This is a genomic window from Leeuwenhoekiella aequorea (assembly GCF_004104375.1).
In the GTDB taxonomy this organism is placed as follows: domain Bacteria; phylum Bacteroidota; class Bacteroidia; order Flavobacteriales; family Flavobacteriaceae; genus Leeuwenhoekiella; species Leeuwenhoekiella aequorea.
The window spans coordinates 122,230-140,733 of sequence record NZ_QOVM01000004.1; the positions used below are offsets into that span (position 1 = coordinate 122,230).

The window sequence follows — 18,504 nt, forward strand, 5'->3', positions numbered from 1 at the left end:
GATGAAACGCCAGATCAGTATTCTTTTTTTATTCCTGTTTGCAGGAATACTTACACATGCACAAGAAAAATATGTAGGTCAGATATATGCTGATCTGGTAAAGTCTACGCATACGTATTCAGACTCTTTGAAACTGGATTTTTATTCAGCTAAAGAAAATGAAAAAGACGCTGCCAGACCGCTTATAATTTTGGTTCACGGTGGTGGTTTTTCTGGTGGTAAGCGGGACAATCCTTTAGAAGTACAATTTTCTCAGGCGATGGCAGCAAAGGGTTATGCTGTTGCATCTATAAGCTATACACTTACCCGAAAAGGTAAATCGACAGGATTTGGTTGTAATTGTCCTTCCTCTGAAAAAATAGAGACTTTTAAGCAAACCACAGAAGACATATTAAAAGCAACTAACTTTCTAATAGCTGAAAGTAAATTTGCGTTTGACAGATCTAAAATTGTGCTTGCGGGTAGTAGCGCCGGCGCTGAGGGTATTTTAAATACTGCTTATATGTCTAGTCATCCTGATTTTAAAGAACTAGGAACTTATCCTAAATATGCTGCTGTAGTATCACTTGCAGGAGCTGTAGTTGATGCCAGATATATTACAAAACATAATGCAATTCCCGGGCTATTCATACACGGTGATGCAGATAATTTAGTTCCATACAACAGTCAGCCTCATCACTTTTGTAGCTCAGAAACTCCCGGTTTTTTACCCTTAGATGGTGATGCGTTTATTGCAGAACGTCTTAAAAAATTAGATGCATCCTATATGTTGCTAACTGCAGAAGGCGGTAATCACGACTGGGCAAATTTGGGTTATGCATTTGTTAATGAGATTGCTGAATTTTTAAATTCAGTAGTAAACGAAGGCACATTAATTCAAGAATCCATGTCTGTTACTAAAAAATAAAAAAATGAAGAAGTTACTTTTAGCTTATTTACTCTTAGTACTAGTTTCAGCTTGTAAAGAGAGTGCTAAAGAACAAGTAACTGCAGAAGTAATTTCTAAACAGCCTAATATTATTTTTATAATGTCTGATGATCATGCATATCAAGCTATAAGCGCTTATGATCATCCTGTAAGTAAGTTAGCACCCACACCTAATATAGATCGTATCGCCGAGAATGGCATGCGCATGGATCGTGCTTACGTTACAAATTCTATATGCGGTCCCAGCCGTGCAGTAATCCTTACTGGAAAACACAGTCACATAAATGGCTTTCGTCAAAATGGGGATCGCTTTAATGGGGATCAACCTACGTTGCCTAAAAAGCTCAAAGAACTTGGATATACGACCTCAATACTTGGTAAGTGGCACTTAGATGGATACCCCCAAGGATTTGATTATTGGAATATCATACAGGATCAAGGTAATTACTACAATCCTAATTTTATAAAAGACGGCGACACTACACAAGTTGAAGGCTATGCTACAGATATCATCACAGCAGATGCAATTAAATGGCTAGATAAACAGCGCGATACCAGCAAGCCATTTTTTATGATGGTACATCACAAAGCTCCGCATCGCAATTGGATGCCTGCTTTGCGCCACGTAAATAAATATGATTCGGTTACCTTTCCATTACCAGAAACCTATTTTGCAGATAATAAAGGTCAACAAGCTGCTCAAGAACAGCTGCAAACAATCTATACAGATATGTATGAAGGTCACGATTTAAAAATGACCAAAACTCAAGGTAATCCGCAACTTGCGCATAATCCATGGACTACAGATTTTGACCGTATGACTCCGCAACAACGTAAAACCTGGGACGCGGCATATCAACCTAAAAACGATGCTTTTCATAAAGCAAACTTACACGGGGAGGAACTCGCCGTATGGAAGGGCCAACGGTATTTACAAGATTATATGGCTACAATTGCAGCTGTTGATGAAGGCGTAGGTTCTATTCTCGACTATTTAGAAGCTAATAATCTAGACAAGAATACGATTGTTGTTTATACCTCAGATCAAGGATTTTATCTTGGAGAAAAGGGCTTTTTTGATAAGCGTTTTATGTACGAAGAATCATACCGAACCCCGCTTTTAATTCAGTATCCAAATTCTATAAAAGCAGGAACTACCAGCGATGCATTGGTTCAAAATCTGGATTTTGCCCAAACTTTCTTAGATTATGCAAATGGTACTAATCTTACTAAAGATATGCAGGGTCAATCATTGAGACCGGTTCTAGAACAAAAAATAGGAGAGGCAGATTTTAGATCTGTTTTATATTACCATTATTATGATTTTCCGGCATTTCATATGGTTAAGAAGCATTATGGGGTAAGCACAAAGCGCTATAAACTGATGCATTTTTATGATGATATTGATGCTTGGGAATTTTATGACCTTAAAACGGACCCTTCAGAAATTCATAATAAAATTGATGATCCTGCTTACGCTGACGTTATATTACGCTTACATAAACAATTAGACTCTATACAAAACGTCTATGGAGTTACACAAAAAGAATTTGAGCAAGCTCCTAAAGAGCGCGTGGCCAAAGAATATCAGAATTTTAGAAGATTGCGCGGTACACCTATGAAGTAACTTAATGTTCAAATAAAGTAAGAGAGTCTAATTTGGCTTTGTATAATCGTACTTTTATAAATTAAATAAATTCAAAATGAAAACACTTCTCTACACGCTAATCTTCGTTTTTAGTATTACAGGGCTTTGTGCACAAGAACTAGGACTTATGAGCTACAACATTCGGTTAGCTACAGAGTCTGATGGTGAGAATGCCTGGAGCGAGCGTAAAGAATTTCTAAAAAACCAGGTGCTCTTCTATGCTCCAGATGTGATGGGAATACAGGAAGCTTTACCAGAGCAAATGCAGTACTTAAATGATAATCTCAAAGACTATAAATCACTTGGAGTAGGTCGAGAAGGTGAAAATAAAGGAGAGTTTTCTGCACTTTTCTACAATGCTGCCAAACTAGATGTTTTAAAAAGCGATACATTCTGGCTTTCTGAAACTCCTGATACCATTTCCACAGGATGGGATGCTGCTTTGCCTCGTATTTGTACCTATGCATTATTTCAAGATAAAAGCTCCAGCGAAAAATTCTATGTTTTTAATACACATTTTGACCACGTAGGAGTTGAAGCACGCAAAAAAGCTTCAGAACTTATTCTTGCAAAAATGAACGAATTAAATACTGAAAATGTTGATGTATTCTTAACTGGAGATTTAAATCTGGAGCCAGACAGTGCGCCTATAGCTGTATTAAAATCAGATTTATTTGACACTTATGACATTGCACCTATGGGTCCTTTTGGACCATCAGGAACCTATAATGGATTTAATTTTAACGAGCCTGTAACCCGACGTATAGATTATATTTTTCAAGGAAAATCAAATACAAATCTAGTTTTAAAACACGCTGTATTAAGTGATTCTAAGAATTTACGATATGCTTCTGATCATTTACCTATTTATGTTTTAATAAAATTACAACCGTAAATTTTATAAGTATTGTTCAAAATTCAAAAAAGTAATGCTATTTTTGTTTTCTTACTAAGATTTAACAGCAGCTTTAAAGCTGCCTCTTTATAACGATGTTGTGTTGTTTCCAAAGAGATTTGGGAACTGGTTTTGTAGTGAAACCTTTGAGAAGCTTTACCTTAAATGGTGAGGCTTTTTTGTTTTAAAATATATTATGCGGTTTTAAGACGCTGACTAGTTTCACTTTTATAACTATTCTGTAACTTCCCTGCTGTTCTCTAATTTTTATTTACTTGTATGATTAAATTTTACCTTTCTGCAGTTTTTGCAAGTTTTTTAAGTTTATACGCATCCACTTCTTATGCTCAAACCTCTCCTCTTTCCGTAGAGAAAATAATGAAAGACCCTAAATGGATGGGGACTTTTCCTGAAAATATAGAATGGGGAACGCAAAGCAATACGATCTATTTTGATTACAATCCTGAAGGAAATTCAACAGACAGCTTGTATAAAGTAACGCTTAAAAATCTGGATAAGATTGAGAAAGTGACACTTGCTGAGCGCAAAGCAATGATTAGCAAATACGGAAGCTATAATAATACCAAAACCGAAAAATTATATACAAAAGACAATGCGCTATATCTCTATGATTTAGCTAAAAATAAATCTTCGGTACTTATAGATCTGGGAGCGCGCTTAAGTGATATAACCTTTCTTAAAGATGAAACTAAAATCGCCTTTACACACGAGAACAACGCCTATGTTTTGGATACTAAAAATGGTAGTTTAGAAAAGATTACAGAATTTAAAGAAGGTAAATCTAAAGAAGAAAAAGAATCTAAATTATCAGACAAAAATAAATGGATCAAATCTCAAAATTTGAGCCTGCTTGAAGTTGTTAATGAGCGGGAAACACAAGATTCACTTTCTAAAGCATACCGCAAAATGACTGGTGATAAAGATCCTTATGTATTTTATGCCGGAGATAAATCGATAAGCAGCTTACAAGTTTCACCCACAGCAGAATTTGTAACCATTATGTTGATGAAACGGGACCGCGGCGAATCTACAAATGTTCCTAATTATGTAGATGCATCAGGATATACCGAAGAACTACGCGCCCGCAGTAAAGTGGGTGATGATAAAACTGAAGCTTCTCTGTCTATTTATAATCGTAAAAAGGATACGGCATATGCGGTAATTACCTCCGCATTACCAGGTATTACAACTTTGCCGGATTACGTTAAAGAATATCCCGCAAGAGAATGGGAAGAAAAAGAACGGGAAGTCATCGTATCGCAAGCTCTATTCTCTGATGACGGAAACAAAGCTATTGTTAACGTGCGTTCTAAAGATAATAAAGACCGTTGGATAGCTCTGTTAGATCTTACAGACGGTAGTTTGAAATCTTTAGACCACCAGCGTGATGAGGCGTGGATCGCAGGACCAGGAATCGGTTGGTCATTTGGTGGCGGTACATTAGGTTGGCTTCCCGATAACAGAACTATATATTTTCAGTCTGAAGAAAATGGTTACTCACACTTATACCTATTAGATATTATTACAGGTAAAAAGAATTCATTAACTCAGGGTGAATACGAGGTTTTTGATCCTTTTTTATCTAATGATAAAAAATCCTGGTTTTTGACAACCTCACAAGTAGATGCCGGAGAACGTCATTTTTATAAAATGCCGGTAAGAGGTGGATCGATGCAACAGCTTACAGATCTTCAAGGAAATAATGAGGTTACACTCTCCCCTGATGAAAAATATATGGCAATACGCAATTCCTTTAGTAATAGACCTTGGGAATTATACATTAAAAAGACGGGCTCAAAAGATACTGCCAGACAACTCACAAAAGGGCAGTCTCAAGAATTTAAAGATTATGCGTGGCGCATTCCCCAAAATATAAAATTCAAAGCTCAGGATGGCGCTATGATCCCTGCGCGTTTATACCTTCCAGAGGAATCAGCAAAAAATGGCGCAGCAGTAGTTTTTGTTCATGGAGCAGGTTATTTACAAAATGCCCATAAATGGTGGTCGAGTTACTTTAGAGAGTATATGTTTAATAATATGCTTACCGATTTAGGTTATACAGTTATTGATATTGATTACCGCGCTAGTTCTGGGTATGGTAGAGATTGGAGAACAGGTATCTATCGCCATATGGGCGGCAAAGATTTGTCTGACCAAGTTGACGGTGTAAAGTACCTCATTGAAAATCACGGTGTGAATCCTAATAAAGTAGGTATTTATGGAGGAAGCTATGGTGGCTTTATAACATTAATGGCTCTCTTTAATGAGCCGGAAACATTTAAAGCCGGTGCAGCATTACGATCGGTTACAGATTGGGCACATTATAATCATGGCTATACAGCAAATATTTTAAATGAGCCTTCTGAAGATCCTATTGCATATAAACGTTCTTCGCCTATTTATTTTGCTGAAGGTTTAGAGGGTGATTTACTAATTCAACACGGTATGGTAGATACAAATGTTCATTTTCAAGATGTTGTGCGCCTTACACAACGCCTGATTGAGTTAGGAAAAGAAAATTGGAAACTTGCAGTTTACCCAGTTGAAGATCACGGTTTTATTGAACCTAGCAGTTGGACCGATGAGTATAAGCGTATTCTAAAATTATTTAATGAAAGTTTACTGAAAGAGTAATTTACATATCAATTTTGCGGTAGTAGGTTTCTACAAAAACGTAAAAGGAATAAATTATAAAGCCTAGTGCAATGAGACCTAAAATGAAGTTTCCAAAATTATATTGCATAAAAGAAAAGGCTGCCTCCTTGTCTGCGCTAGATATATCTCGTGTAGTAAATGCCGATTGTAATAAAAGATAAGCTGCAATACCTAATGTAAAACCACGACAAGCATACCCAAATTTACCGAAACTCATAACCGCATTTTTATATTTTGACGGTACCTCATCAAGGGCTATCGTCTTTTTAAAAATTCCTGAAAAGGCAATATAAAATTCGTTAAGTGCGCCTCCCATCATACCTAATGACACGCCAATAACTAATAGCATCCCTAAGTCTGTATGTATAAACTCTTGAATTTTTGATGTAGAGTACGAGCTGTCATCTCCAGAATTAAATACAATTTGCAAGGCCTTGAAGGCTAGAAAGCCATATACAACTCCTCCAAAGCCAAAACCTATACGTTGCCCAAGTCCTAATATAGTCGTCCCATATCCCTCGTGGTCTATAATAGATTCATAGATGCGCCAGAATACATACCCAAACAACCCCGCAGCCCACAAAAAGAGTATTGCCTTTCCCCAGGAGTGGCCTGCTAGCACATTCATAATGGTAAAACTTCCCGCTTTAAATCCACCAAGTCCAAAGGCCTCCATAGCCGTAACAATACCAATTGATAAATAAAGTAGGGCTTTTGCAAAGAGACCAGACCGCGCGTATATAGTTTTTTTCGATGTCAATTAAGGTGGGATTCTAGAATTTAATAGTAATGATAATGTGAAGAATGTGAGCCAAACTTCTTTTAAAACTGAAGTACAACACCTATTTGATCACCGGTAAATGTGAGATTCCATTCTAAATTAGACTCTTTAGCAGATGAATCCGGGTTATACTTTTTCTCATATTTTCTATCAAGATACTTATCAATAGCTTCAACAATGAAAGCACTCATTGCCCAACTCAGCGCAACATCACTGGCCCAGTGTGCTTCTTCATATATTCGACTTAATCCCGGGATTAGTCCTACTCCAATTATTCCTCCTTTAATCCACGGATTGTCAAATTGCTTGGCAATTGTATAGGTTGTGGTAAAAGTAAGTACCGCGTGACCCGAAGGAAATGAACGATAAGCAGCTGTACCACCAAAGGGTTTAAAATGATGATTACCAAAACCTGCTCCAGGACGTGCCCTACCTACCAGCGATTTGCTTAATTGTTGTATGAAACCTGCTGCGGTAGCAGATGCAATCATTAAGACACCCGTTCTACGAAGCTTTTCATTCTTTGTAAATAATCCGGTTAAATATACCGCACCAGTAATACCATAGTTATTCTGAGGATTTCCCGCGTAACGACCAAATTCCAATAAACCTTGTGGTACATCATCTTTATGGGAAAGAAAATTGTGACGTATCTCATCATCAACTAAAAATAAACCCACGGTTCCTGCTGCAACACCACCAAAACGAAGGAAATCATCACCTTGCCAATGTAAAGGTCTGGAATATGCAAAACCTACACCCCCTACAACATTACCCATATCATAAGTAAAATCATTCCAAAGCGTGTTTTTCTCCTCGGTATTTAATGCAACAAATAAACTGTCTTGTGCTTGAATTGATTGTATTCCAAAAAGAATAATGAAAATAGCATACAGGGTAATTTTCGTCATTACGTAGTATATTAAATCTAATAAAATTTGATAGATAACATTTAAAAGAGGTAGTCTGCAAAGGTGCTATTTTATTACATTTTAATAACCTAAAATTTACAATCGCGTTAAATAGCCGTTTGTACAAGGCTAAAATTCTAAGTTTATTCTAAATGTTTTTAATTTTTTTAGAAAAATATTTAACTATACAAGCCTTTGTTTCTGAGGCTTGACAGAATATTCAAAAGTTTTATTTAAATTAAGTCTAAATAAATTTTGAAAATTGAGATTTCGAAAATACATTTGCCGAACAATGTAATTTTAATTTAATCTAAATAACGATGCGTACTTTTCTAAGTGCATTTATACTTGCGCTAATCTCACTTCAAGTATCAGCTCAAAATAGTCAGCTAACCGGTGTGGTACAAACCAATAATCAACAGCCTTTAATGGGAGCTACTATTGATGTAGGTAAAACAAGTCTAGGAACCACCACCGATTCTAATGGAATTTTCACAATAGAAAAAATCCCTATAGGTACGTATCGCGTTACTATTTCCTACATAGGTTTTAAAACGAAATATATAGAAGTTACAATAAACGCAGAATCAAATAAAAATTTAGGGACTATAATTCTTCAAGAGAGCCAGGAACAGCTTGATGCTGTAAGTATAAACGGTGTAAAACATAACAAATTTAATAGAGAAATGAGTGTGAGCGTATCAAAAATGCCGCTTGCAGATATAGAAAATCCGCAAGTATACACGAGCATTTCTTCTGCTTTACTTAAAGAACAAGTAGTTACAAATTTTGATGATGCCTTAAAAAATGCTTCGGGTATAGATAAGCTCTGGGAATCTACAGGCCGCGGAAGTGATGGTGCCGGATACTTTTCTTTACGTGGTTTTGCAACACAGCCTAATCTTGTTAATAGTCTACCTGCACTCACAAATGGGAGTCCAGACCCTGCAAATATAGAGAGCATCGATGTGATTAAAGGCCCTTCAGGAACTCTGTACGGAAGTAGCTTAATTTCTTATGGAGGATTAATTAATATAACTACCAAGAAACCATTTTTTGGATTTGGTGGTTCGCTTTCTTACACTGCGGGTAGTTATGGTTTAAACCGGGTTACTGCAGATGTAAACACTTTATTAAGTAAAGATAAAGACATTGCTTTACGTGTAAACACAGCATATCATACTCAAAATAGCTATCAAGATGCTGGTTTTAAGAAGTCATTTTTCATAGCTCCTTCACTGGCCTACCGTGTTAATGACAGATTATCATTCAATATAAATACAGAATTTTATAATGGGAAAAGCACAAACCCTACTATGCTTTTCTTAGATCGTGCAGCACCTCTTCGCGTAACTAATTTAGAAGAATTAGGTTACGATAATGATAGATCTTACACGGGTAATGATTTATATATAGAGACGCCTACATACAGCTTACAGGCTCAAATGAATTATAAACTAAGTGACAACTGGACTTCTCAAACCGCTTTTTCTAGTTCGTCTTCAAAATCAGATGGGTACTATTCTTATTTATATGAAGGTACACAATACACAACTTTAGATGAGGGGATTTCTCTTTCCAGATATATAAGCAAGCAGAATTCAGAAACAAACGCCACAGATATTCAGCAGAATTTCATTGGAGATTTTAATATAGGAAATGTACGTAATAGACTAGTGGTAGGTCTTGATTATTATAAGAATACTGTAATCAATAATAGCTCGAGCTATGTAGGCAATGGTATTATTTATATAGGAGACAATTTACAAGAGTTTAATGAGGAAGTACTGGGCAGAACAGACGCTGCAAATTTCACAGACGATTCTGGTATATTAAATCAGCCGGGAACAGATGCTTTATTAGAAAATTCTCCTATCAATCCCTCTAGATCTGAACAAGAAATTTTTAGTGCTTATGCTTCAGATGTTGTAAATATTCTTCCCGAATTATCTGCAATGCTTAGCTTACGTGTAGATCATTTTAGCAATACAGATCATTCACAAACTGCCTTATCTCCTAAGTTTGGTTTAGTGTATCAGCCAGTTTTGAATAAAGTTTCGATTTTTGCAAACTATATGAATGGTTTCAGTAATACAGCTCCCGTAGAAGAGTTAGCAAATGGGGTAACTACAATTCGCACCCTAGATCCAGAACAGGCAAATCAGTTTGAGGTAGGCACAAAATTCAATCTCTATAAAAATAGAATTAGTGCGACATTAAGTTATTACGACATTACGGTTAAGGATAAATCGTTACGTATAGATGTAGATGCCAGCAATTATTTTTACACTCAAAATGGAACTCAGGAAAATAAAGGTTTTGAAGCAAGTCTTATTGCAAATCCTATAGATGGTTTAAATATTGTAGCCGGTTACAGTTTTAATGACAGTAAGCTGGTAGAAGGTGATGCAGACTTTAAAGGGTTACGTCCTGAGAGTGCAGGTCCAGAAAATCTGGCTAATTTGTGGGCGAGTTATCAAATTTCTTCCGGTAAGTTAGACGGCTTGGGCTTTGGTTTTGGAGGAAACTATGCAAGTGAGAATAAAATATTCAACAGAAATTTAGGCGGAACATTCACACTTCCTGAGTACACCATACTTAATTCATCACTATTTTATGGGACTTCAGATTACCGCATAACACTTAAGTTAGACAATATTGCCAATAAAGAATACTACAAAGGATGGAGCACAATTTCTCCACAAAATCAAAGAACATTGTTAGCCAATTTTACCTATAACTTTTAAAAAAAATAAGATGAAAAAAATAATATTATTACTTGCTATTGCTTTTTTAAGCGGGTCAAATTCTGCTTTCGCACATTACTTATGGGTGGAGACCAGCGCCAAAGGTAATTTAAACGAGCCACAAGAAGTTCGCGTTTACTATGGTGAATACGCATATGGTGTTGTTGAAGAAGTTGCTGGAGATGCTTTTAAAGGGGTGAGCGATTTTAAGTTATGGCTTATAGACCCTGCAGGAAAGAAACATTCATTAGAAACTAAAGCCGGTACAGACCATTATTCAGCAGAATTCACTCCTACTCAAGATGGTGTATATCTGGTTTATCTTGAAAATCAAAATATTGAAGTTCTTGATTATACAGAATATGACTTCGGAATTTTTAAGCCTGTTTATAAAACATTTAAGCAAGTAAATGTAAACGCAGAACAAACTGCAGACAGCTCTAAATTCACTGAAGGACTGGTAATAAATCAAATCGAAAATACACCAGATAGTGTAAAACTACAAGTGCTCTATAATGGCGCTCCATTAGAAAAAGCAGAAGCTACGATCTCGATGCTGGATTTATGGACTAAGAAAGTAACTACAGATGAAAATGGAATGATTAGCTATTCAAAGCCTTTTGAAACAAAATATATTGTTGAAGTAACCCATAATGAAAATACGCCGGGGAGCTATAATGATGTAGATTATCAATTTATCTGGCATTGTGCAACCTACACAAGTTTGCCGTAATGCTGTATTTGGCTTGTTTATTACTTGCGGTAGGCTTTTATGCAATGTATAAGGCATCTGCAAAAATGTCTTCCAAAAAAGTAATATCAAATAAAAACAAAACCCGAAAGAATAAGTGGATACTTAATTCTCTCGGGTTTTACCTGCTTTGTTTTGGCTATGGCCTATTTATAAATCAAATGAGTTGGGCCGCAGGGATTTTTACAGCTAGTGTTATCCTAATGACTTTTAGCAGTTTAATAATCATTCTTGCTCCATTAAACCTATTTAAATTTAATTGATTTGCCTGCAAATTCTAAATACTTAACCTCCTCACCCGTACAACGGGCAATTCGACTATTAACCGGGTTTGTAGGGGGTTACCTGGTAACAACATTGTTGCATCTAATTGCTGCAGCTTACATTTCTAAAAGCGTAATTTTAATAACCTTTACTTTTAGTGGATTTATAATTTGGGCGGTTCTATTTATAGTCGCCTACATCCCAAAAAAAGCTTGGCAAGCAAGCTTGACCTATTTTGGAGTAACAGGTGTTTTGGCGCTTATCTTGTTTTTTACAAATACCTATAACTCCGTACTTTCCTAATATGAATAACCGGCTTTATAATTTATTTTTCAACCTGCATACAGTAAGTGGTATTGTAATAAGTGTTGCGTTATATATCATCTTTTTTGCAGGCTCCTTTTCATTTTTCAGAGATGACATTATCGCCTGGGAAAGAAATCAGAATGAATTATCAGCAGACAATCTACCTGCACAAATAAATCCTGTTTTAGATAGTATACATGAACGCTATAATTTAAACAGCAGAGATATTACTCTTAAAACCTACTATGAAGAACGCCGTATAGCTGTAAGTCTGGGTGCACTAAAAGATTCTCTAATTACAAATGATAACCCCAGAGCACAGTTTTTTTACATAGACCCATTAACCTATAAACAACAGTCTTATGCTGAGTCTTATACTCTGGGGGAGTTTTTATACAGACTGCATTTTCTAACACAATTTTTCTATCCTGTAGGCTATTACATCTCAGGCTTTGTAGCGTTCTTTTTTCTATTTGCAATTCTCACCGGCTTACTTATACATTGGAAAAAAATACTTTCTAATTTTTATACATTTCGCCCATTGGCAAAGTTAAAAACGATGTGGACAGATGCACATACCGCTTTAGGTATGATAGGACTTCCATTTCAATTTGTTTTAGCTGTTTCCGGAGCATTTTTTATGCTTAAAGTATTATTACTTACTCCCGCAGCTGTCTCCTTGTATGGAGGTAATGAAGCTGCCGTATATCAAGATCTAGAATTTGATGTCCCTTCTTATAATTTTGAAAATAAAAGATTAGAACAGACTCCTAAACTCGACTCTTATCTTTTAAAAGTTAGAGATGACTGGCCGGGTTTTAATGTCAACGAACTTGTAATTAATAATTATGGTGATCAAAATATGCATATCACTTTAAAGGGACATCAAAATTATACCGAAAAGTTTAATGCTCCCGGAACAAGCATATTTGCTGTTGCCAGCGGAGAAAATACAATCGTTAAAAATCCGTATTCAGATGCTTCTTATTTAGATAGTGTGAAAAATGTAATGTACCGCTTACATTTTGGTGATTATGGAGGCTATCTCTTGCGCATAATTTCTTTTTTATTGGGAATTATCACGTGTGTAGTAATTATTTCCGGAGTATTGATTTGGTTACTGTCCCGTGATAAAAAAAATGTTCCTCTTAAAAAACAAAAGTTTTACAGGAGAGTTGCACTTACTTATTTAGCCATATGCTTAAGTATGTATCCCGTAACGGCACTTAGCTTTGTCGTTGTAAAACTGGCATATCCCCTAACTGAAAATTCTATTTACTGGTTCTACCTCATTACTTGGGCTCTTGCAAGTGCATACCTAATCTTCAAAAAAGACAGAGGAAACTGCATTCGATTTAGCTTGCTTTGGGGAAGTATTTTTGGTTTTATAGTTCCGATTGCAAATTATAGTATTACAAAAACAACTTTCTGGGAGAACTTATCAATGGGTAACTATCAGATTGCCTTTGTTGATGTATTCTGGATAGCTCTCGCTCTTTGTACCTTATTTGCCTATTTGAAAGTAAGAAAAAAGACTAATAATTAAATCCAAATTTCCCGTCAGTAATATTAATTGTACTTGCTCCTTTAGCTACAAAAGAAAACGTTCCCCCTATAGATTTCTCGTCTTTATTATGTGAAATAATGGTAACTGTGCCACTTTGAACTATAGGTTCAAAAATGCCCGATTTGTAAGATGCCCTATATTCACTGTCTACACTAAAATCTGTTAGCGGATAAGTTCCCGGCTCAATATTTAATGGTAAAATAAGGCGTATAATTACAGAGTTTGTACTTCCTACTCCTAAAAGACTAGTCGATCCTGAAGAAGCATTTACACTTAAAGGATTAAAAGTAACTCCGTTTATCCTACACGTAAAAAAAGTACTTACAACAGGAATTTCTTCTTCTATAGGGGGGCGCTTATAAAAAGGAACCTCATAAAAATAACCTTTAGTAAAATAAACCTCGGTACTATCTGTAGCAGAACGTGCTCTAAATCTAAAAGATCCGGTATATGTACTATCTTCTATACGCTCAACGACTACAGATCCTTCCCCATCAAAACGTGTAGAAAACTCTTTTCCTAAAGTGTTGCTATAACTTGCATAAGCATCATCTTCAGGATTAAGATCAAAAACCCCTTCACCGTAGTAGGGTAATGTAAAACTTACCACTTCATCATTTAAAATACCTGACAAGCGTACCGCATAAACAAAATTTGAAGAGTTTGCAGTGTCTGAGGAATCATTTACAAGCTCTGCCCTTGATACAGCTGCCTTGAAAAAAACAGTGTCTCGAATTCCCTGAAAAGCGGGCGAGTTAAAACTCACATCATCAGAACAAGAAAATATCAAAAGCACACCTAAAAAAGCAACAAGGTACTTTACCATAACACATTAAGTCTAAGTTCAAAATTAAGATTTTATAAAATAAAAACATATTGATAGCCAGAAAATTGTAGTATATTTGCGCCTTCATTTAGAGAACCTATTTATAGGCCTGTGCTTATAGATAGAATTCAACAAATTATAATCGGGGTCGGGTACCTCAAAAATTAATTTTTATGCCAGTAAAAATCAGATTACAAAGACACGGTAAAAAAGGAAAACCTTTTTATTGGGTAGTAGCCGCAGATACGCGCGCTAAACGTGATGGTAAATTCTTAGAAAAACTAGGAACTTACAATCCAAACACAAATCCTGCGACTATTGACCTAGACGTAGATTCATCAGTAAAATGGTTGCAAAACGGGGCTCAGCCTACTGAAACTGCAAAACGTTTACTTTCTTACAAAGGTGTTTTATTGAAAAATCATTTAGCCGGTGGAGTACGTAAAGGTGCACTTACTGAAGAGCAAATGGAAGAAAAATTCAACGCATGGTTAGAGGATAAGTCTTCTAAAGTTGAATCTAAAAAAGACACACTTTCTAAAGAACAGGAAAAAGCTAAGAAAGAGGCTTTAGCTGCTGAAACAGCTGCTAACGAAGCTCGTATCGCTGCTGCACAACCTGAAGAAGTAGCTGAAGAGGCTGCTCCTGAAGCAGAAGCTCCTGCTACTGAAGAAAACAACGAAGAAGAAGCTAAATAAATAAAACTCACGATGCGCAAAGAAGAATGTTTCTATCTAGGCAAAATCGTGCGAAAATTTAGCTTTAAAGGCGAGTTACTAGCTAAGCTAGATACTGATGAGCCTGAAATGTATGAAAATTTGGAATCAGTCTTTGTCGATTTTAACGGCAATCTGGTTCCATTTTTTATTCATTCTTGCCAGCTCCATAAATCTACATTACTTCGTATCGATTTTGAAGACGTCAATAATGAGGAAGATGCAGAAGATCTCATCAATGCAGAGCTCTTCTTACCACTTTCTACATTACCTCAACTCAAAGGCAATCAATTTTATTACCACGAGATTATAGGCTTTACAGTAAACGATATCCACTTTGGAGAAGTAGGTACGATTACCGGAGTAAACGATAATACCGCACAAGCACTTTTTGAGATAGATCACAACGGTAAAGAGGTTCTTATACCTATAAACGATGACTTTATCAAAAAAGTAGATCGATCTACAAAAACCATAACACTAGATACACCAGAGGGGTTAATAGCTATTTATATCTAGCTTCTTCTATATCTAAAAATACTCAATTCATAATCTGTGTCTAAGCCATTTAAATTTAAAGAATTTACTATTGCTCAAGATCAGTGTGCGATGAAAATAGGTACTGACGGTGTATTACTGGGCGCTTGGGCACCTATTGCTAATTTCCCTAATTCTATACTGGATATAGGTACAGGCACAGGAGTTATTGCCCTTATGCTGGCACAACGCTGTGATGCTGAAATTATAGATGCTTTAGAACTCGATGATAACGCTTACGAGCAGGCTGTTGCTAATTTTGAAAATTCACCGTGGGGAGATCGTTTATTTTGTTATCACGCTCACTTATACGAGTTTGCAACAGAAATTGAAGACAAATATGATCTCATTGTTTGCAATCCGCCATTTTTTGAAGGCGGTTCAAATCCTGATGATGAAAAAAATACAGCTCGAGAAAAGGCTCGCTTTGAAGAATCTATGCCTTTTGAACTTTTAGCTGCTTCAGCAAGCCACCTATTAAATCCTGAGGGATTGTTTTGCGTCATAATCCCTAAACTGCGCGAAACCGAATTCTTAGAATATGCAAACCAAGCTGGATTACACCCTACTCAGATTACATCTGTAAAAGGTAACGCTAATGTATCTGCAAAGCGTTCTTTAATTACATTAACCAAAACGACTACAGAATGTCTTCATACTACCCTTACAATAGAAATTGAACGACATATTTATACAAAAGAATATCAGGATCTTGTAAAAGATTTTTACCTCAAAATGTAGAACAAATCAAAGAATTTTTAGTTTAAAAATTGTAATATAGTTATACGCTAATTATCAAATTTGATAAAATAGCTGCAAGTAACTGTCATAAATTCAACCATTCTTAACTTAATTGATTTAGAATGAAAATATTACAATTATGAAACCAGATCTTTTTGAGTCTCCAGATTATTATAACATCGATGACCTTTTAACAGAAGAGCAAAAATTAGTTCGTTCTGCAGCAAGAGATTGGGTAAAACGCGACATATCGCCCATAATTGAAGAGGCGGCTCAAGAAGCAAAATTTCCGAAGCAAATAATTGAAGGTCTTGCAGGTATAGGTGCCTTTGGACCCTATATTCCTGAAGCGTATGGCGGAGCAGGTTTAGATCAAATTTCATATGGTTTAATCATGCAGGAAATAGAACGTGGTGACAGTGGCGTACGTTCTACCGCATCAGTACAATCATCACTCGTAATGTATCCTATTTTTAAATTTGGAAATGAGGAGCAGCGAAACAAATACCTTCCTAAATTGGCTAGTGGCGAATTCATGGGATGTTTTGGCCTTACAGAACCTGATCACGGCTCTAACCCTGGCGGAATGGTTACCCATTTTAAAGACAAAGGAGATCATTATCTACTGAATGGTGCTAAAATGTGGATTTCAAATTCGCCTTTTGCAGACATTGCAATAGTCTGGGCTAAAAGTGAAGAAGGCCGTATACACGGTTTAATTGTAGAGCGGGGAATGGAAGGTTTTTCTACTCCTGAAACTCATAATAAATGGTCTCTGCGTGCAAGTGCAACCGGCGAACTTATTTTTGATAATGTTAAAGTGCCTAAAGAAAATATACTGCCCAATAAATCGGGATTGGGCGCACCTCTCATGTGCCTTGATTCTGCACGATTTGGGATTGCCTGGGGAGTTATTGGCGCGGCGATGGATTGTTATGACACAGCATTGAGGTATTCTAAAGAGCGCCATCAGTTTGGGAAACCTATAGGATCATTTCAGCTTCAGCAAAAAAAACTTGCAGAAATGATTACAGAAATTACTAAAGCGCAATTACTCGCCTGGCGTCTGGGAACTTTACGAAATGAAGGAAGAGCTACTTCTGCACAAATATCTATGGCAAAGCGAAACAACGTCGATATGGCTCTCAAAATAGCCCGTGATGCACGACAAATTTTAGGAGGAATGGGTATTTCCGGTGAATATAGTATTATGCGCCATATGATGAATTTAGAGAGTGTAGTTACTTATGAAGGAACTCACGATATTCACCTTTTGATAACAGGAATGGATGTTACCGGTCTAAATGCATTTAAATAATAGTAGTATAAATAATATCAAGCTTTAAAATAGATTATACTCTTATTTGTTTATTAGTTTTGCCGAAAAACAAATACTATGATTGACGAAGTTAAGAAGGCTATTGCCCCATATCAAGATCAGTTATTGAGTCATCAGTTATATAAAAAATTACGCACTCCTGCAGACCTACAAATCTTTATGCAGCATCATGTTTTTGCTGTGTGGGATTTTATGTCATTATTAAAAGCATTACAGTACGATCTTACAAAAGTTTCTACGCCTTGGTATCCTTTGGGAAATCCTGAAATCAGGTACTTAATTAATGAAATTGTACTTGCCGAAGAAACAGATATTAATCTAGAGGGCAAGCGCCAAAGCCATTTTGAAATGTATCTGGATGCTATGGCAAATTCAAACGCAGGTACTCAGGAAATAAATTCTTTTTTAAGCCATATCACACATGGTACAGATATATTTTTAGTGATTGCAGTAAGTGAAATCCCAGAGTCAGTTAAGGAGTTTTTACGTTTCACTTTTGAAATTATTTCTGAAGGAAAAGCACATAAGATTGCAGCTGCATTCACATTTGGCAGAGAAGATCTTATTCCGAGTATGTTTACTCAAATTATAGGAAACATTCAACAGAATTTCCCGATGGAGGATCTCACGTTATTTAAATATTACTTTGATCGTCATATTGAATTAGATGGTGATGAACATGGACCGATGGCTTTACAAATGGTTTCTGAATTATGTGGTAACGATGCGGTAAAATGGGAAGAAGTAAAAGAAACTGCGATTACTGCTCTTAAAAAAAGAGCAACTCTATGGAATGGCATTGAACAAGAAATAACATCAAATATTTCGGTTTAAAGAGAAGCACTAGAGCGGCTTGATATCTTTGATAAGA

The 18,504-nt window shown here is 36.1% G+C and carries 16 protein-coding genes; 13 read left to right on the forward strand and 3 right to left on the reverse strand.

Features of this window, described 5'->3' with window-relative positions; genetic code table 11:
- The first annotated feature begins 1 nt into the window (after window position 1).
- The 4 genes from DSM00_RS10130 to DSM00_RS10145 all read left to right on the forward strand — a co-directional run bounded on the left by DSM00_RS10130 (window position 2) and on the right by DSM00_RS10145 (window position 6,126).
- A complete protein-coding gene (locus DSM00_RS10130; RefSeq protein ID WP_128757897.1) occupies window positions 2-907 on the forward strand; it encodes an alpha/beta hydrolase in 906 nt (301 codons plus the stop codon).
- A gap of 4 nt (window positions 908-911) precedes the next feature.
- Window positions 912-2,555 carry a sulfatase family protein gene (locus tag DSM00_RS10135; RefSeq protein WP_128757898.1) on the forward strand — a complete coding sequence of 548 codons (1,644 nt, stop codon included), beginning with the start codon at window positions 912-914 and terminating at the stop codon, window positions 2,553-2,555.
- Window positions 2,556-2,631: 76 nt separating this feature from the next.
- The gene (locus DSM00_RS10140; RefSeq protein WP_128757899.1) at window positions 2,632-3,471 is read left to right on the forward strand and encodes an endonuclease/exonuclease/phosphatase family protein; all 840 of its coding nucleotides are present in this window, start codon (window positions 2,632-2,634) and stop codon (window positions 3,469-3,471) included.
- 279 nt (window positions 3,472-3,750) lie between these two features.
- Window positions 3,751-6,126, forward strand: coding sequence for a S9 family peptidase (locus tag DSM00_RS10145; protein WP_128757900.1), 2,376 nt, complete (start codon window positions 3,751-3,753; stop codon window positions 6,124-6,126).
- Between the two features lies 1 nt (window position 6,127).
- Here the strand turns inward: DSM00_RS10145 and DSM00_RS10150 are convergent, their stop codons facing one another.
- Window positions 6,128-6,907: a DUF1206 domain-containing protein gene (locus DSM00_RS10150; protein ID WP_128757901.1), complete on the reverse strand. Its 780-nt coding sequence runs from the start codon at window positions 6,905-6,907 to the stop codon at window positions 6,128-6,130.
- Window positions 6,908-6,969: 62 nt separating this feature from the next.
- Window positions 6,970-7,839 (reverse strand): phosphatase PAP2 family protein, encoded by an 870-nt coding sequence (locus DSM00_RS10155; RefSeq protein ID WP_128757902.1) that lies wholly within the window; start codon window positions 7,837-7,839, stop codon window positions 6,970-6,972.
- A 320-nt stretch (window positions 7,840-8,159) separates the two neighbouring features.
- On the opposite strand from DSM00_RS10155, the gene DSM00_RS10160 reads away from it, so the two are divergent.
- The 4 genes from DSM00_RS10160 (at window position 8,160) to DSM00_RS10175 (ending at window position 13,453) form a co-directional block, all read left to right on the forward strand.
- The gene (locus DSM00_RS10160) at window positions 8,160-10,586 is read left to right on the forward strand and encodes a TonB-dependent receptor (RefSeq protein ID WP_128757903.1); all 2,427 of its coding nucleotides are present in this window, start codon (window positions 8,160-8,162) and stop codon (window positions 10,584-10,586) included.
- 10 nt (window positions 10,587-10,596) lie between these two features.
- Window positions 10,597-11,319, forward strand: a complete 723-nt coding sequence (locus DSM00_RS10165; RefSeq protein WP_128757904.1) for a DUF4198 domain-containing protein — start codon at window positions 10,597-10,599, stop codon at window positions 11,317-11,319.
- Window positions 11,320-11,601: 282 nt separating this feature from the next.
- Window positions 11,602-11,904, forward strand: coding sequence for a hypothetical protein (locus DSM00_RS10170; protein WP_128757905.1), 303 nt, complete (start codon window positions 11,602-11,604; stop codon window positions 11,902-11,904).
- Between the two features lies 1 nt (window position 11,905).
- The gene (locus DSM00_RS10175) at window positions 11,906-13,453 is read left to right on the forward strand and encodes a PepSY-associated TM helix domain-containing protein (RefSeq protein ID WP_128757906.1); all 1,548 of its coding nucleotides are present in this window, start codon (window positions 11,906-11,908) and stop codon (window positions 13,451-13,453) included.
- Here DSM00_RS10175 and DSM00_RS10180 read toward each other — a convergent pair.
- Window positions 13,443-14,300 (reverse strand): DUF6252 family protein, encoded by an 858-nt coding sequence (locus DSM00_RS10180; protein WP_128757907.1) that lies wholly within the window; start codon window positions 14,298-14,300, stop codon window positions 13,443-13,445. The genes DSM00_RS10175 and DSM00_RS10180 overlap by 11 nt on opposite strands.
- 173 nt (window positions 14,301-14,473) lie before the next feature.
- Between DSM00_RS10180 and DSM00_RS10185 the strand changes: the two genes are divergently transcribed.
- The 5 genes from DSM00_RS10185 (at window position 14,474) to DSM00_RS10205 (ending at window position 18,467) form a co-directional block, all read left to right on the forward strand.
- Window positions 14,474-14,998: a 30S ribosomal protein S16 gene (locus tag DSM00_RS10185; RefSeq protein ID WP_128757908.1), complete on the forward strand. Its 525-nt coding sequence runs from the start codon at window positions 14,474-14,476 to the stop codon at window positions 14,996-14,998.
- A 12-nt stretch (window positions 14,999-15,010) separates the two neighbouring features.
- The gene (gene rimM, locus DSM00_RS10190) at window positions 15,011-15,535 is read left to right on the forward strand and encodes a ribosome maturation factor RimM (protein ID WP_128757909.1); all 525 of its coding nucleotides are present in this window, start codon (window positions 15,011-15,013) and stop codon (window positions 15,533-15,535) included.
- 36 nt (window positions 15,536-15,571) lie between these two features.
- Complete coding sequence (locus tag DSM00_RS10195) at window positions 15,572-16,294, forward strand: tRNA1(Val) (adenine(37)-N6)-methyltransferase (protein WP_241652395.1); 723 nt, start codon at window positions 15,572-15,574, stop codon at window positions 16,292-16,294.
- 139 nt (window positions 16,295-16,433) lie between these two features.
- On the forward strand, window positions 16,434-17,612 hold the full coding sequence (locus tag DSM00_RS10200; RefSeq protein WP_128757910.1) for an acyl-CoA dehydrogenase family protein: 1,179 nt from the start codon (window positions 16,434-16,436) through the stop codon (window positions 17,610-17,612).
- A gap of 78 nt (window positions 17,613-17,690) precedes the next feature.
- On the forward strand, window positions 17,691-18,467 hold the full coding sequence (locus DSM00_RS10205; protein WP_128757911.1) for a DUF3050 domain-containing protein: 777 nt from the start codon (window positions 17,691-17,693) through the stop codon (window positions 18,465-18,467).
- Window positions 18,468-18,504: the final 37 nt, after the last annotated feature.

Bases quoted from the DNA above. Each gene is read 5' to 3' on its own strand.
- DSM00_RS10130 (WP_128757897.1), top strand. From the start codon at position 2: ATGAAACGCCAGATCAGTATTCTTTTTTTATTCCTGTTTGCAGGAATA.
- DSM00_RS10135 (WP_128757898.1), top strand. From the start codon at position 912: ATGAAGAAGTTACTTTTAGCTTATTTACTCTTAGTACTAGTTTCAGCT.
- DSM00_RS10140 (WP_128757899.1), top strand. From the start codon at position 2,632: ATGAAAACACTTCTCTACACGCTAATCTTCGTTTTTAGTATTACAGGG.
- DSM00_RS10145 (WP_128757900.1), top strand. From the start codon at position 3,751: ATGATTAAATTTTACCTTTCTGCAGTTTTTGCAAGTTTTTTAAGTTTA.
- DSM00_RS10155 (WP_128757902.1), bottom strand. From the start codon at position 7,839: ATGACGAAAATTACCCTGTATGCTATTTTCATTATTCTTTTTGGAATA.
- DSM00_RS10160 (WP_128757903.1), top strand. From the start codon at position 8,160: ATGCGTACTTTTCTAAGTGCATTTATACTTGCGCTAATCTCACTTCAA.
- DSM00_RS10165 (WP_128757904.1), top strand. From the start codon at position 10,597: ATGAAAAAAATAATATTATTACTTGCTATTGCTTTTTTAAGCGGGTCA.
- DSM00_RS10175 (WP_128757906.1), top strand. From the start codon at position 11,906: ATGAATAACCGGCTTTATAATTTATTTTTCAACCTGCATACAGTAAGT.
- DSM00_RS10180 (WP_128757907.1), bottom strand. From the start codon at position 14,300: ATGGTAAAGTACCTTGTTGCTTTTTTAGGTGTGCTTTTGATATTTTCT.
- DSM00_RS10185 (WP_128757908.1), top strand. From the start codon at position 14,474: ATGCCAGTAAAAATCAGATTACAAAGACACGGTAAAAAAGGAAAACCT.
- rimM (WP_128757909.1), top strand. From the start codon at position 15,011: ATGCGCAAAGAAGAATGTTTCTATCTAGGCAAAATCGTGCGAAAATTT.
- DSM00_RS10200 (WP_128757910.1), top strand. From the start codon at position 16,434: ATGAAACCAGATCTTTTTGAGTCTCCAGATTATTATAACATCGATGAC.
- DSM00_RS10205 (WP_128757911.1), top strand. From the start codon at position 17,691: ATGATTGACGAAGTTAAGAAGGCTATTGCCCCATATCAAGATCAGTTA.